General features: G+C 62.9%; 9 protein-coding genes. 6 read left to right on the top strand and 3 right to left on the bottom strand.

The annotated features are described in order from the left end of the window. The 5 genes from LZC95_20375 (at nucleotide 1) to LZC95_20395 (ending at nucleotide 7391) form a co-directional block, all read left to right on the top strand. The gene (locus LZC95_20375; protein ID WXA99166.1) at nucleotides 1-1287 is read left to right on the top strand and encodes a tetratricopeptide repeat protein; all 1287 of its coding nucleotides are present in this window, start codon (nucleotides 1-3) and stop codon (nucleotides 1285-1287) included. Continuing rightward, complete coding sequence (locus LZC95_20380; protein ID WXA99167.1) at nucleotides 1284-2345, top strand: PAAR domain-containing protein; 1062 nt, start codon at nucleotides 1284-1286, stop codon at nucleotides 2343-2345. The genes LZC95_20375 and LZC95_20380 overlap by 4 nt, the downstream gene beginning before the upstream one ends. After that, nucleotides 2324-6031, top strand: a complete 3708-nt coding sequence (locus LZC95_20385; protein ID WXA99168.1) for a DUF6531 domain-containing protein — start codon at nucleotides 2324-2326, stop codon at nucleotides 6029-6031. The genes LZC95_20380 and LZC95_20385 overlap by 22 nt, the downstream gene beginning before the upstream one ends. A gap of 30 nt (nucleotides 6032-6061) precedes the next feature. Continuing rightward, nucleotides 6062-6643: a hypothetical protein gene (locus LZC95_20390; GenBank protein ID WXA99169.1), complete on the top strand. Its 582-nt coding sequence runs from the start codon at nucleotides 6062-6064 to the stop codon at nucleotides 6641-6643. 118 nt (nucleotides 6644-6761) lie between these two features. Further along, a complete protein-coding gene (locus LZC95_20395) occupies nucleotides 6762-7391 on the top strand; it encodes a hypothetical protein (protein ID WXA99170.1) in 630 nt (209 codons plus the stop codon). A 284-nt stretch (nucleotides 7392-7675) separates the two neighbouring features. On the opposite strand, the gene LZC95_20400 is transcribed toward LZC95_20395, so the two are convergent. Then, a complete protein-coding gene (locus LZC95_20400; protein ID WXA99171.1) occupies nucleotides 7676-9253 on the bottom strand; it encodes a HEAT repeat domain-containing protein in 1578 nt (525 codons plus the stop codon). 290 nt (nucleotides 9254-9543) lie between these two features. On the opposite strand from LZC95_20400, the gene LZC95_20405 reads away from it, so the two are divergent. Further along, entirely contained in the window at nucleotides 9544-10101 is a 558-nt protein-coding gene (locus tag LZC95_20405) for a peptidoglycan recognition protein family protein (GenBank protein ID WXA99172.1), read from the top strand. A 115-nt stretch (nucleotides 10102-10216) separates the two neighbouring features. Here the strand turns inward: LZC95_20405 and LZC95_20410 are convergent, their stop codons facing one another. Both LZC95_20410 and nadE read right to left on the bottom strand, forming a co-directional pair. Beyond that, complete coding sequence (locus tag LZC95_20410; GenBank protein ID WXA99173.1) at nucleotides 10217-11725, bottom strand: hypothetical protein; 1509 nt, start codon at nucleotides 11723-11725, stop codon at nucleotides 10217-10219. Continuing rightward, entirely contained in the window at nucleotides 11725-13416 is a 1692-nt protein-coding gene (gene nadE / locus LZC95_20415) for an NAD(+) synthase (protein ID WXA99174.1), read from the bottom strand. Before nadE ends, LZC95_20410 begins: the two co-directional genes overlap by 1 nt. Between the last annotated feature and the right edge of the window lie 331 nt (nucleotides 13417-13747).

The following is a 13747-nucleotide window of genomic DNA, read 5'->3' on the forward strand; positions in this document are numbered from 1 at the left end:
ATGCGCAAATTGCTCGACGAGCTGACGGAGCGACTGCGGTCGTTCATCACCCAGGAGAAGGACAAGGTGCTTTTGGTCATCGAGCTCCTCGATGCGTCAAACGGCCTTGTGGTCAAGACAGTCGACACACTCGACGACGAGGTGGGCGACATGCTTTGGCTCTTCGTCGATGGCTTCACCAGCAGCGCCGACTATGCGGATCGGATCGCCTGGCGCGTTTATGAGAAGCGCGAACGAGCATCCAAACTGCTCGAAAAGGCGAAGGAGCCCCTTTGGCCTTCGCTTCCACGGGAAGCCTTCGAGCGCTCGCTTTCGCCCGTGGCTCGTGTGCGGAGCTTGATGCTTTACGTGAGGGCCCTTTCTCCCGATCTCGATGCCGTTCGGGTCGTGTGGGGGATGTTTCCCGGGCACATCGCCGACTCGGCTGGGTACCGCGCGTTCGTCTTCGAGCTGATGGCGCACGAGTTTCCGAATCCGTGGTGTCATCACATTCGGGTGCTCATTCGGGATGATGCAGTTCGGCCCGCGCTCGGGGATGCACAGACCCAGCTACGCGGTACGCTACTCTACACGCCACGCCTCGGACCCGAAGATTTCGAACGAGCCGTGGAGGACCACGCTGCCGACCCCAACGTGGCTCTCGAAGAGCGCATGCCGGCCCTCTTGACCTTGGCAGGGCTCGACTATGCACATAAGCGCTTTCCGCAAGCGATCGACAAGTACCAGCTCGCCGCCCGCTACTACGGCGGGACGGGGCGACTTGCGCTGCACGCGCTGGCACTCAACGGCGTCGGCGAGGTGCACGCGCGCGCCGAGCGACCGAATGAAGCGCTCGCGTACTTCGAATCCGCACTCACGCCTGCGTTTCAGCGCCTCGAGCAGGCCAACGATCCCGGGAAGGTGGATGCTATTCCGGTTCTCCTAAACATCACCCTGAACCTGGGGAACCTTTACCTCTCGCAGAGGCGGTGGACCGAGGCGGGCGGATACTACCAGGCAGCAAAGGACATCGCGCACGCGATGGCCAACACGCAGGTCGAGGTACAATGCGCCGAGAACATTGGCGTCTGCTACTTCGAGCTTGGCCAGCACGTCGAGGCGCTCCAGGCGTGGGAACAAGGAAGCGCTGTCGCGCGAACGTTCGAAGCCTACGAACACTTGCACCGTCTCCTCGTGCGTCAACGCGACGCATGCGGCGCCCTGCGCGCCGCCGAACGGTACGAAGCCGTGAGCGCTGAGTTGCACCAACTTGATGCCCATCTCGCGAAGGCGCGGAGGGCATCATGAGCTGGCAGTCCTTCACCGAATCGGCGATGCCCGCGCTCACCCAAAACGTGGAAAGCGCGATCGCACCGTTCAAGTTGGCCAGTCCGTCGCCGGCGGCAGGCGGAGCTGCCGGCGCGGGTGGTGGTGGTGCTGGCGGTGGCGGAGGAGGGGCTGGTAGTGGCGCAGGGGGAGGGGGTGGTGCCGGCTCCGGAGGCGGCGAGCAGACGCCGCCGCGACCCCCGAATGCACTGCGCAAGGCGCAGGATGTGGCGGGGGCAGCCATGGGGCTTCTGAGCCTCCCCATCGAAATGATCAACACGGGCGTGGCGATGGCCACGGCCCAAGTGGCGGCTCTTTTCCCTCATCTCCCCGCAGCCACTATGGGCTCGATGTACGTCGCGCCTCCTCACGGCCATACGCACCCACCGAGCTTTACACCGCCGGCGACGCCGGCGCCGGTGCCTCTCCCCAGCTTTGGGGTCGTCCTCTTGGGATGCACGATCAAGGTGCTCATCAACTACATCCCGGCGGCCCGGGCAGGGGACATTGGCCTTGCTCTGACGTGCGTGGGGCTCCTACCCATGTTCGAAATAAAGACCGGCTCCTCGCAAGTCTTCATCGGAGGTATGCGCGCGGCGCGCATGCTGGATTTCGCGCAGGCGTGTTTCCCATCGGAGGGCGGCCCGGTACGCGCGGCGTTGAAGGGTATGCTCAGCGTCGGTACCGCCGTGGGGGTCCTCGGCATCGCCGCCGATATCGCGGACGCCAAGGAAGAACCCGATCCCGAGATGCAGAAGGCCGACGCGATCGCGGCTGCCATTGACGCTGCTGCAATGGCCGTCGATACCGCAGCCATGGCGATCAGCGCATCGATGGGCAGCGACATGGCAGTGCCGCCGACGCGCGGCGTCCTACTCACGGGTGCTCCGAACGTGCTTATCGGCGGATTCCCCATGCCCAACATCCCCGACCCTATGCAGAAATTGATTCGAAAGATTAAGGGCAAGTTCAAAAAGAAGACAGGCGAGGAGGGCGGGGGAGCCGACATGCCGGGTGGATGCCGCTGCAGGGCTGGATGACGATGACCTGTCGCTTTCGCGAGGACGCGCTTCGCTACGTCGGCGATCCGGTCGACGTCATTACCGGTGCTCTCATCGACGCCACTTACGATTTTCGGCTCGAGGTGCCGTTCCCGTTCGAGTTCGTCCGGCACTACAACAGCAACAATTGCGAGGAGAACCGGGGCCTCGGCTGGGGACATCGACACGACTTCGACCACGAGCTCCAATTCACCTACGACAACACCGTCGGGTACGTCGGCCCCGACGGTACGCGCATCTCGTTTCGTTTCCCACAGGAGGACGGAGCCCGAACGACGCACGCTGGCTATCAACTCGAACGTGTCCGGCTGAACGCCTACAACGTACACCTTCCGGACGAACGCATTCTCGAGTTCGAAATGTGGCGCGCGGACTGCCCCGCGCGCCTGGTAGCGATGGCGAATTCGGCCGGCAAGACGCACATCTACTACGACGGGACGACGGCACTGATTTCGTCGTTCTCGGACTCTCTCGGACGAACGATCCGAGTTGATTGGGTCCAGGTGCCGGACCCATTTCGCCCGGGTGTGACGCGCGCACAGATGGCTGCGTTCGTTCTGTTGCACACTTCACAGCCATCGGGGCCCAGCGAAGAAGTACTCCTCTGGTACAAGTACGACCCCAATGGGCACCTCGTTGGGGGAGCCGACCGATATCGTGGGTCGTTTGCCTTCGAGTACGACGCCACGGGGCGAATGTCGAAACTCGTCGACCGTCGCGGCTACGCATTCCATTACGCGTACGACAATCGAGGACGGTGCATCTACTCCGGCGCGGAGGACCAGGTTGAAGAGGTCCGGCTCCAGTACCTGGATGGCGCCACGGTCGTCTTTCTCGCCGACGGTGGTCAGTGGCTATACGAGCACCACGATGGCTATCTGGCCCGAATGGTGGATCCATACGGCGGCGAATATCGCCGTGAACTCGATGACGCTGGCAAACTTGCAGCGGAGACCGACGCGTCCGGCCGACGCTTCGAAATAGTCCGGGATGCAACAGGGAAAGCGATTGGTCGCGCCGATTCCGCCGGACACATCTGGCCGCTCGACAGCTGGCCAGGGCCCCCCGCGCACTACGTCGCGGCGACCGCTAGAGAATGGGAATACGGTTCGCTCCTGTCTGGCAACCACGGACTTCCCATCCGGCGACATCTCGAGCTTGATCTCTTGCCGGCGTTCATTATCGACGCCCTCACTCCCCCCGCGACCGGCAAATTCTCGGTGGACTTTGCCGAAAGGTGGCAAGAAACGACGGTCCACGATCCGCAAGGCCTTCGCCTCCGCGTCGAGAGAAGCAATGGCGAGCGCCGATCTTGGTCGTACGATGCATCGGCGAACCGAACGCGATTCACAGATTTCGATGGTTCCTCGTGGCGATGGACCTACGAGTCATGGAATCGTATCAAACAGATCATCAACCCATTGGGAGCAATCGTCGATGTAACGCACTCCCGACGATTGATGCCCCTCCGTGTCATCGACCCGAGTGGCTTCACGACAGAATACCGCTACGATTTGCGAAATCGCTTGTCAGGAGTGTTTCGCGACGGCGTTGTGCACGAGACGTACAGCTACGACGCCGCTGATGAGCTCGCGGAAAAGAGAGATCGCCACGGGCGGATCCTGTTGCGGTTCGAGCGGGAGGACGACGGACGACGCGTTACCATCGCTTTCGGTGATGGTGGCCGACACGAACTTGTCTACACCGCAGGACGACAGATTGCCTCCGCTTCGGCAACGCAGGCTGGGACGAGTGATACGTATGCATTCGAGTATAGCATTTGGGGTCAACGTGTGCGGGACGAGCGGAACTCTCGCGGCGTGCTCCGCGGATTCGATGGGGGAGAGCTCACCGAGATTCGCGTTCTCGATCGGTTCATTACCCGATACGAAAGAAAACATCGCAATAGGATTGACATCACGGACCCTACTGGGGCGACCCACTCGATTCAAACCTGTCAAGGAGGTGTGGTGCGTCGCCGCATGTCGAATGGAGTGACCGAGGTCACCCAATTTCATCCTGGTGGGGACTGCCTTGCGAAGTTTGTCTATACAAGTGCGCCACACACTTGGACGAGACTCTTTGAGCGCTCAGGCGAGGGTGATGTGCGTGCCATTCATGATAGCGCCCGCGGCACTCATCGTTATTCGTATGATGCGGCGCATAGGCTCATTGGAGAGACGCTGCCGAGTGGCGAGACCCGTACGTTCCGGTACTCGCTCAGCGATACGCTGATCGAAGCGCCCGGCCTAAAGGGGGCCACGGTCGGCCGCCAACGCCTCTCCGATGCGAATGGGAGCCGGTTCGAGTACGACCATCGCGACAACTTATCCGTTCGCCATACCTCTGCGGGGACCTTTCGCCTTACGCACAACGCGCGCGACCAACTCGTTTCCATCGAGGGCCCGGCCTTTAGGTGGTCTGCCCGGTACGACGTACTAGGGCGTCGAATTGAGACGGACTTCAATGGGACAATTACGACGTTCTACTGGGACGTTGACCGCCTTGCCGCGGAGGTGGAGTCGACAGGCCGCGTGCGTGTGTACGTGTATGCCGATGATTTGGCAATGGCGCCGGTTGCCTTCATCGACTACGAGCATATTGACGCCGATCCTCGGAGCGGCAGGCGATACTTCGTATTTGGGAATCACCTCGGCGCTCCCGAGATAGTTCACGACGACGCTGGCAATGTGGTCTGGCGGGCCCGGTACGAGGCGTATGGCGCGGCGCATGTGGAGATTGGTCAGAATTTTCATCAGCCGCTCCGATGGCCGGGTCACTATTTCGATATACCGACCGGACTTCATTACGTCCGGTTTCGCTACTATAGCCCGGAGCTTGGACATTTTCTGGAAACAGATCCGCAGGGACTTCGCGGCGGATTTAACCTTTACGGTTACGGTTCGGCGAATCCCGTGCGGCACGTCGACGTGCGTGGGCTATCAAACGCCTGCCCAGAGACATCCAAGCCGCAGGATCAAACAGAGGGCGGCCCCGATAAGCAAAGCGAGCACTTGCCGCGTCCTCTTGACGAACACGAGAAGGCGCTAAGCGAGCGCCTGAAGAAGATGTCCGACGGCGAGCTCCGGGACTATGTTAAGGAGCGCTCGAAGGCTCTGCGAGATGCCTATGATAAAGCTCATCCGAAGAAGGGAGAACAGTCGGACGACCCGCTGCAAGAAAAACGAATCTGCTTCTCGGTCGGTGTTACGGAAGATGCGCATGGAAATCGTCGCGTTATCGTCACCTCGAGCTCGAACCATCAGCAGGTCCCCAATAGCGTGAAGGACGCGATGCATCCCGGCGAGCGGGTGCGGGAAGCCCCTCCCAGGCTCGTAGAGGAGGGGCGCGGGCCAAATCCAAATCATCGGAAGGGTGGACCCAAGAGTCGACTGACGAATCCGGAGTCCAAACAGAAACTCGGAGAGTACGACAAAAATGGGAATCGTGAGGGAGACTATTCCAAGAAACTGCCGAACGACCCGAAAGGCGAAACAAGGCATCACGCCGAGCAGAGGATGGAGAACGGGGCGGACGAGAACAACGAGACGGTTCTAACTCAGCAGCCAACATTACCCTGTTGTAAGGGGACGGGATCCTGTACGGAAGCACTCGGAAACGCGGGGAAACTGGATAAGATTCCGGAACCAGTGAATAAGCTGTAAGTTCGGCTGAACAGCGAGGAGATGGCAAAAGTGGATATCATCGATTCGATGGTGGAGAGACTGAAGAGAGCGCGTCATCCCGTCCGGGTTGCCTTAGCAGCGGCGGTAGGGGACCGTGTCCTGCCGGTATTTGAGGAGTACTGGCGCGAGCCTCCCGCTGACGAGATCCCTCGAACGCTTGAGCTCGTATGGGCTCACGCTTGCGGAGAGGCGGTCGACAAGGGCGAGTTTGCGGCATGCGTCCAAGAGGTCGAGGAGACTGTCGAGTTTCTTGAGGGAGAACAGGTAACAGTTGCCACTGAAGCCGCCGTCGTCATCCAGCGCGCGGCGGAGGCGACGAACTCGGACGAAGGGGAGGCAGTGCTCGCCGTTGCGCGAGCCCTCGTAATGGCACTCGATGCGGCGGAGTTTGCCGAGGGTATGGCCAATCGCCAAACACCAAACGCGAGAACCGAAGCCGCACTGGCAGAGGAGAAGGCTTGGCAGGATGCCGCGCTGGTACTCATCGTTGGATGGCGGGGCGTTCCCAACCGAAGAATGTTCGATTCGATCGGAAGCAGGCCGCCGAAGTGGTTGAAGGACTGGAGCGCGCGAATCGCCCACCTCACCTAAGGTGCTACCGGAAGCAGCCCGTGCGCGACCGACGTCGGTGCTCAGGCGCCGAGCCACGGCGATGGCGCCTAGTAGGCGCCGACCCTCATAGTCCCAGTGCGGTATTCCGGGCAGAGTCTTGGGGACGGACGCAAATCCTCCAGCGGCCAACACTATGTTCACCCTACAATCGTTGCCACTACAGTTAAAGAAGATCGAACGGCTAAATCGCATCGCCCTCGCCGCAGAGGAAGGCGCGCGGGTCTATCCTGTCTACGAAGAGTATTGGGTGGGCGATTTCTACAAGGACGTCGCTCGCGGCATCGAGCTCGGTTGGGCTTATGCGTGCGGAGAAGAAGTCGCGGCCGAGGAGGTGAAGGAGTGTCAAGCAACGCTCGAAGATCTGAACGATTACTATTCCGAAAAGGAAATTAGCATTTTGCAGCAAGCGGTATCGGCGGTCCTCTTCCTACTGCGCTCCCTCACAACGGATGAAGAATCTTCGATTCAGGCCATCGAAGGCGCGATCTGGGTCGGGCAAGGCGTAGCGCAGGCAGCAGAAGATATGGCCAACGAGTTCGAACATTCGCCACCTCCCGAGGTCGCGGTTGACGAGGAAAAGGCGTGGCAGCAGCGCGCTCTGAATCTGGCCGAGACGTGGGAGGGTCCTCCCCACCGTCGAATGTTCGAGCCCCTGAGCCCCAAGCCTCCCACGTGGCTATCGGATTGGCTAACTCGAACGGCGGATAGTCGCGGGACGATCGAGTAGTAAATCGCGCGCAACGCGCCCGCGTCGGCCGGAGCCGAAAGCCGATGGCGTTGACGTGCCGCCGATGAAATTCGGCCTGAAGCACAACGCTGGCAGCGAGCTCTAAGGAGCAGGCGTTCCAACACCGTGGTCACCGGCTCCTTGCGGGGCGACGACGGTGGATGGGGCCAGCGAGCTTGGGCTCCCCGGCAAGATCTGACGAGTGCAACAGGCGACGCCGATCATAACGAAAGATCATGCCGCCGTGACCCCGTGATTACCCGGAAAAAGTTGCAACACTCCGATCACCAGGGGCGAAATTGTTGTCGGAATCTCCAGGCCGGCATTGTCATCGCCTCCCGCGCGGCGTTTGCAATATCGGGGTAGGGGAGCTGACCGATGTGCGAAAGAATCGGCTGCACCTCAGGCCACCTGGCGTGCTCGCACAGTCCGTAGATGATGGGCCAAAGATCGTCCTCTCCGCGCGCCTGCGCGAGACACTGCCCATAGTAGGCGGCCGCCTCTTTCGGCTGCATGAGGGCTCCCATGGATCCGAGAGCTCTACGCCGCACTTTGGGTGACGGATCATGTTGGGCCATGTATTGGACGACCGGCAGCAGCTGCGGCGTGTCGCTCATGTCGGCAAATTCTTCGGCGAGCGCATCGCGCACCGATTCCTCAGGATCCTGTGCGAGACGCTGGACGATGGCAGCCGTGCGCTGTACGGCATCTGCCGGAATGTAGCTAACGCCGTAGGCAATTTCCTTCCGGACCAACGGGTGCGGATTCTGCAGGTGCTTCTCGTAAACGGCGAGTGAAAAGTCCAGCAGGCCGTGGTGACTTCCGAGGTGCAGGGCCTTGATGCCGGCGGCTTGGACCTCGGGTTCCGGGTCCGACTCGGCGCGCTGTACGAGCCATTGTGCGAGCCCCTGTTCGTCCACGAACTGCGACAAGCCGCGAACCGCCTCCGCCCGCACGGCCGGACTGGCGTCTTGTGATAGCTGGAGAAGGAGTTCGCGTTTGCCCGGAAACTTCTCCGCGGCCCGTGAATACAGGTTCCAGGCGACGCGCTCGCGGACCTCCGGATCCGGGTGGACCGCAAGCTGCTGCACCAGGGGAAGGGCGCCTTCCTCGGCGAACTTCGCGGCGGCGACGATGACCTCGGTGAACATGTCTTCATCGAGGCCAGGAGAGTTGGCCAACGAGTAGAGCACGTGAAGATGCTGCGGCTGCACGCGGTTGTCGACCAGGTGGGCCCATGCCTGGAGCGCCAGATGGCGCACTCGCGGAGTGCCGTTCATCATGTGGTAGCCAATGAGCTGTTCGCCCTCCATCAGCTGTGGCCCGTCGTTGAAGCAAGCGTTGTAGAAGCCACGAAGGGCTTCACAAAGGCGCTCTTCGTCGGGGCTGTGCAGGTCAGGAAAAAGCTGGACGATCTCCTGCAGGGTCAGCGGCCGCGCTTCGTGCTCGCTCGCCTCCACGATGGTGACTTGCACGTTGGCCTCGGGGTCCACGACGCCGGGGATGTCAGCCGTGGCCATGACCTGGTAGCTCGTTCTTTCAAGGCGTGCGCTCGGCTCGAGATCGTCCGGCACCCTGAGACGAAATGTGAAAGGGACTTTGGCGCCCGCAGCGAGCTGGATGCCGGCGGCCACGCGTTGAGACTCGAGCACCTCGATGTCAACCCTGGGCTCGCTCTCACCCTCGACTGTGTACATCTCGACACTGCACAGCTTTACGATGAGCTCAGTCAGCTGCCTCGGCTTCGCTCCGCCACTGAGCACAATACGCCCCCCAATGATGGATCCGAGGGATGCAACCTGGTTGTCAACATTGAGCAGGAGCTCCGTCCCGCCACCGAAGATCGAATGAAGTAGTCCCATGCGTTCGCCTCAAGCTCCACGTTAGGCAACGTTCCGCGAAAAGGGAAAGAGCGTGACGAGTTCCTCGCGGCGTCGCGAAAGGTCGCCGCGGCAGCTCAGCATTTCGCGAGAAGCTTTGGCGATACGAGAGAGAGGGGCACCGCGCCGCATTCACGCTTTAGACGCTGACGCATCAATCGTCCCGTGCGCCGGCTCGTGAGCGGCGGCATCTTTGCTCGACCCTCTACCCAGCTCCCCATCGAGGCGTCGGTTTCTAGCCTTCGGGCGCGGCGATCGGTACCGTCGCTAAAGTGCGCCGCCGATCGTTCGCCCTCTGCCTCGTGTCCTTGGCCTTGCTGCCGACGCTCGCCAGCGCCAAGCAGCGGGTCGCGCCGCGAAAGTGGCGATATATCGTCGTGCATCACAGCGGAACGCAGGGAGGCAGTGTTCGAGCCTTCGAGGCCTACCATCGCGGCATTCGGGGCATGCCGCGCGGAATGGCGTATCACTTCGTCATTGGCAATGGTCACGGCCTCGCGGACGGTGCCATCGAGGAAGGGCCGCGCTGGGCAAAGCAGCAGCCGGGGGCCCATGTCGCGTCCGCGCTCCGCGACCCCCAGACCGGCGCGGTGCTGGACGAAATCGCGATCGGCGTTTGCCTAATTGGCAACCTCGATACGACTCCGCCGAGCCCGAAACAAAAGCAGGCCCTGTCCGGTCTCCTCGCCCGACTGCAACGGGAGTTCGCCATTCCTAGGGAGCACGTCCTCGGCCACTCCGAGGTCCGCGGGGCTCACACGGCCTGCCCCGGCAGAAACCTCGCGGTCGCCGATTTCGCCCATGGCGCGACCGCGCAGGGTGTCCGATGATTCGTGTCTCCTCCACATCGGAGGAGCCCTCTCCGAGCTCCAAGGTGTGAGCTCCCCTGGCGAGCGATCGGGCCGGCGAACTCCAGCGTGAGCGGCAGTCATTCGCCCATGGGCGTCATTCGTGAGGTGGCAACGAACCAGCGAAGCGCTGCAGGTTCCGTGAGTGCCAGGTGCACACGCGCTCTAGAGGAAGGCTGTCGCCAAATTGCGCAAAACTCGCACGCGTTGGTGCGGGTAAATCGCGCACGCGGAGTCCCGTTCGCGCAAACGTGCACGCGTTCAGCTCCCATATCTCCGTCGAGAGTTTGTGGGACGCAGGGATGCTGGCGCGCACAGCCGGGTCGACATACGGCAGCGCGTAAGGTGCTCGCCCGATGCCGCCTCCCGGTAGCGCGATGACCAGCCCCCCGTGATCCGCCCCAAGGAGGAAGTCCCGCGCATCGACGACGTCTTCGTTGGCCCGCTGCCGTATCGCGAGGTGCGTGTCGTCGACGATGACGTGGGACGGCAGCAAGGCTCTTGCGGCTTTGAGGGTGCTTCCCGTGACGCTGTCGTCGTCGCGTAGGGCATAGCGGCCGGGGGCAATGCATGCGATCTGCTCCGTCAGGGGCGGAGCTCCAGGACGGCGGACATGGCCAAGTAGCTCGTAGCCTCCAAGGGAAAAGAGCCGACTTATCGCGAGCTGGTAGGTCGATGGCACCATTGCGTCGAGGCTGATGGTGGGCAGCGTGGAAACCGGAACGGACGCAGGTACCATCCGCTCCGTGCGTACGTTCACGTAGGGGGCCAGGAGACTAACGAGCTGCCGTTGGAATGCGGCGAATCGTGCACGGTCGAACCCGAGGGAGCGCACCGCGTGCTCGTCCTCGCAACGTAGGACAAGGTCCCGCTTCGGCGGCGCGCTCCAAACAGCGGCGCGAAGGTCGCGTGACGACCTGGCGTGAGTCCCATCCGTCCAGAGGACGCGAGGATGCTTGCCGAGGCGCGCACGCCAATGTGCATATTCTGCGCTGGCGCCGGGGCGCGCGACGACGATGCACCCGCCGCGTTCCGTAAACGCCTGAGCGAATCGCGCGTTGTCGCCGCCACACACGTAAAGGACCTCGATGCGCGGGTCGACGTGGGTACGCAGATAGGCGCGAAGGCGGGCGGCCACGTCGGTGAAGTTCACCGACACGCGGCGATGCATGGATTCCCACGGGTCGACCGAGAGCCAGTCGCTGGTGCGCACCGCCTCGGCACAAAGGCGAAGGCGCTCGTGCGCGGGCATTGCCGCGGCCCCGCACTTCTTCTGCAAGTACGCATCGTGGCCGGGCGAGAAATAGCCTCCAATGACGTTCCAGCCCGCCCGTTCCGCGGCCAGCTTGGCGCGTTCCATCATTGCGAGATGGCCCTTGTGGATCGGACAGAACCCGCCCGTGGAGAGGAGCACCGCGGGGCTCGGGCCGCAGACTTCTCGTTTGGGGCGTGGGGTACAGAGCCAATCAACGTCGTCGAGCGGCGCGTCCTCGTCGTCATCATCAAAGAAGAAGCCCGCCGCCCAGACCGCGGCTTCGCCGTGCCGCGCCCAGAGAGCCGCAAGGTAGGGATCACGCTGAATCTTCCAGTGCATGGCGTCTGGCATCACGTGCTCCGACCATCGGGGACGGCTTCGTAGACCACGTCGGCGCGGATGACGATGCGCGCGTCCGGCCCTTCCCATTGTTGAACGTCGTGGCAGAGGCGATGGTCGAAGACCAGCGCGTCCCCGAGAAGAGGCGCCACGGCCACAACGATCTCGTCGTCGCGAGCCTCGCGAGTCCAATCGTCGAAGTTCCGTTCGTCGGTAGGGAGTCCCTCCTGACCATCGCGCAGAAAGCGCGTCGCGCCGCTGCCCGCCGCTCCTCGCAGGTAGAAGACGACCGAGAGCAGCGTTCGCCGGCCATCGCCGTAGTCGAACGCGGCGTCGTAGTGGCCAAAGTGCCGCCCGCCGCGCTCGTAGCGCATGAATCGGAGCAGGGGAGAGAGCCCGACGACCCGCCACGTGCGGTGGCTTGCTCGCTTGGTTGTAGCGAAGCCGTCGGTCGGCGTTGTCGCACCGAGGAAGCGCACGCTCGGTACGGCCGGCGCGAGCCTCGCCCATAAGGCACGCGCAAGCTCCGGTGACCATGCGGTCGCACGCGTCGAGCCGACGCCTTCGGCGTGGCGTGCGGAGGGGATCCCGGTGACGTCGACGGGCTCAGCGATACCGGATTGAGCCATGGCGTCGCACAGGGCCGTGCAATCGGCAGGCGTAAGCACTTCGGGCACGCGCAGCGCGAACCCCTCCACGCCGGCCAGCGGCTCTCCAAACGATAGCCTCGCCAGGGGCGAGGGCTCCAAATCGATCGGCGGTGGATCCCATGCTCCGGGGATCGTGCTTTGTGCGGGACGCCTCTCGGTGCGAGGGGCGAGAGGCTCGTCCGACCAGCCGCCTGGCACGCCACGTGGCATGACGTCCAGATGGACTGCGGGGTTTCCGACGCGGTACTTGTGGGCGTTTAGGGCGTGCTGTCGCGCGATCGCGCCGTGTGGGTCGGCGACGGTCGCGTCGCGCCCGAGTTCGAGCAGGCGGAGGTAAAGCTCGACCGCGTCGTAGGAGACGCCAAGCATCTCTTCGTCGGAGCGGCCGTCGTGCACGTCGCCGGTGGGCACCGCGGCGACCACGTCCTTGGGAACGTGGAAGTGGGCTGCGAGCGCGCGGACCTCCGATTTGTGCAAATCCGAAATGGGTTGGAGATCGACCATGCCGTCGGAGGCTTTGCCGAAGAACCCGAGGTAGGCGCCCTCATCACGGTTGGTGGTGCCGCACACGATCGAACGATATCCGTGGGTCTGAAGAAGTGCCGCCGCTCCGTAGAGGGCCGGTGTTCGCGCAACGCTGAGCGCCTGCCCGTCCGACCACGCATCGAACGAAAGCCCGGAGGCCGCGGCCAGCGCATCGAGGGTCGCGGCGTGGGCGCGCGTGAGGGGCGCTTCCCATGCCTCGGCCCCGAGCGCCTCCGCGACGCGGCGACCTCGCGCGGTCGCTTCCTCTTGTCGGGTCGCGCCCAGGGCGTGGATGGGCAAAAGAAGGGCGACGACGCGCCGTAGGATGCCGCGCTCCTCGAGTGCACGAAGAAGTGCGAGAACGAGCGCGGAGTCGATACCACCGCTGACCCCCACCACCGCAGCGTCGATCGCCTCCGAGGAGAACCATTGAGCGAGCCGACCGAGCTTTGCCTCAGCGACCTCGCGAATCTGAAACCCTCGCGACGCTCGGACGAGTGCGAGGAGGCTTTGCAAATCCGGCGACATGGTTGATTGCATGTGTAGTGTTGGTGCCTCTGAAAGGACACACTCTCGGTTATCGAACATGTGATTGCAGCAAGGGGGGGTTCGGGCGATCGAGCCCCCACGTTCCCATCCCCGCATCGCGCAATAGAGACAACCGGTGTCACTTGGTGGGCGACCTCTGGTCACGAGCGACATATTCGGCTTTGGTTTCGTCACCGAAGAACGAGAGTCCTCGTTCCAAGCGCGGATGCCGAGCCAGGAGATGGAGTAGAGACGGGCGCATTCAATATCGCCCCGTGCGCTGCCACGGGAAGGTGCGGCGTTTCTGCTGGCCTTCCCGCTTAGCGTCGTA

It is taken from the genome of Sorangiineae bacterium MSr12523 (genome assembly GCA_037157775.1).
Lineage (GTDB): Bacteria > Myxococcota_A > Polyangia > Polyangiales > Polyangiaceae > Pendulispora > Pendulispora brunnea.

Coding starts and splice junctions, on each gene's coding strand:
- LZC95_20380 (WXA99167.1), top strand. CDS start 1,284: ATGAGCTGGCAGTCCTTCACCGAATCGGCGATGCCCGCGCTCACCCAA.
- LZC95_20385 (WXA99168.1), top strand. CDS start 2,324: ATGCCGCTGCAGGGCTGGATGACGATGACCTGTCGCTTTCGCGAGGAC.
- LZC95_20410 (WXA99173.1), bottom strand. CDS start 11,725: ATGCCAGACGCCATGCACTGGAAGATTCAGCGTGATCCCTACCTTGCG.
- LZC95_20400 (WXA99171.1), bottom strand. CDS start 9,253: ATGGGACTACTTCATTCGATCTTCGGTGGCGGGACGGAGCTCCTGCTC.
- LZC95_20375 (WXA99166.1), top strand. CDS start 1: ATGCGCAAATTGCTCGACGAGCTGACGGAGCGACTGCGGTCGTTCATC.
- nadE (WXA99174.1), bottom strand. CDS start 13,416: ATGTCGCCGGATTTGCAAAGCCTCCTCGCACTCGTCCGAGCGTCGCGA.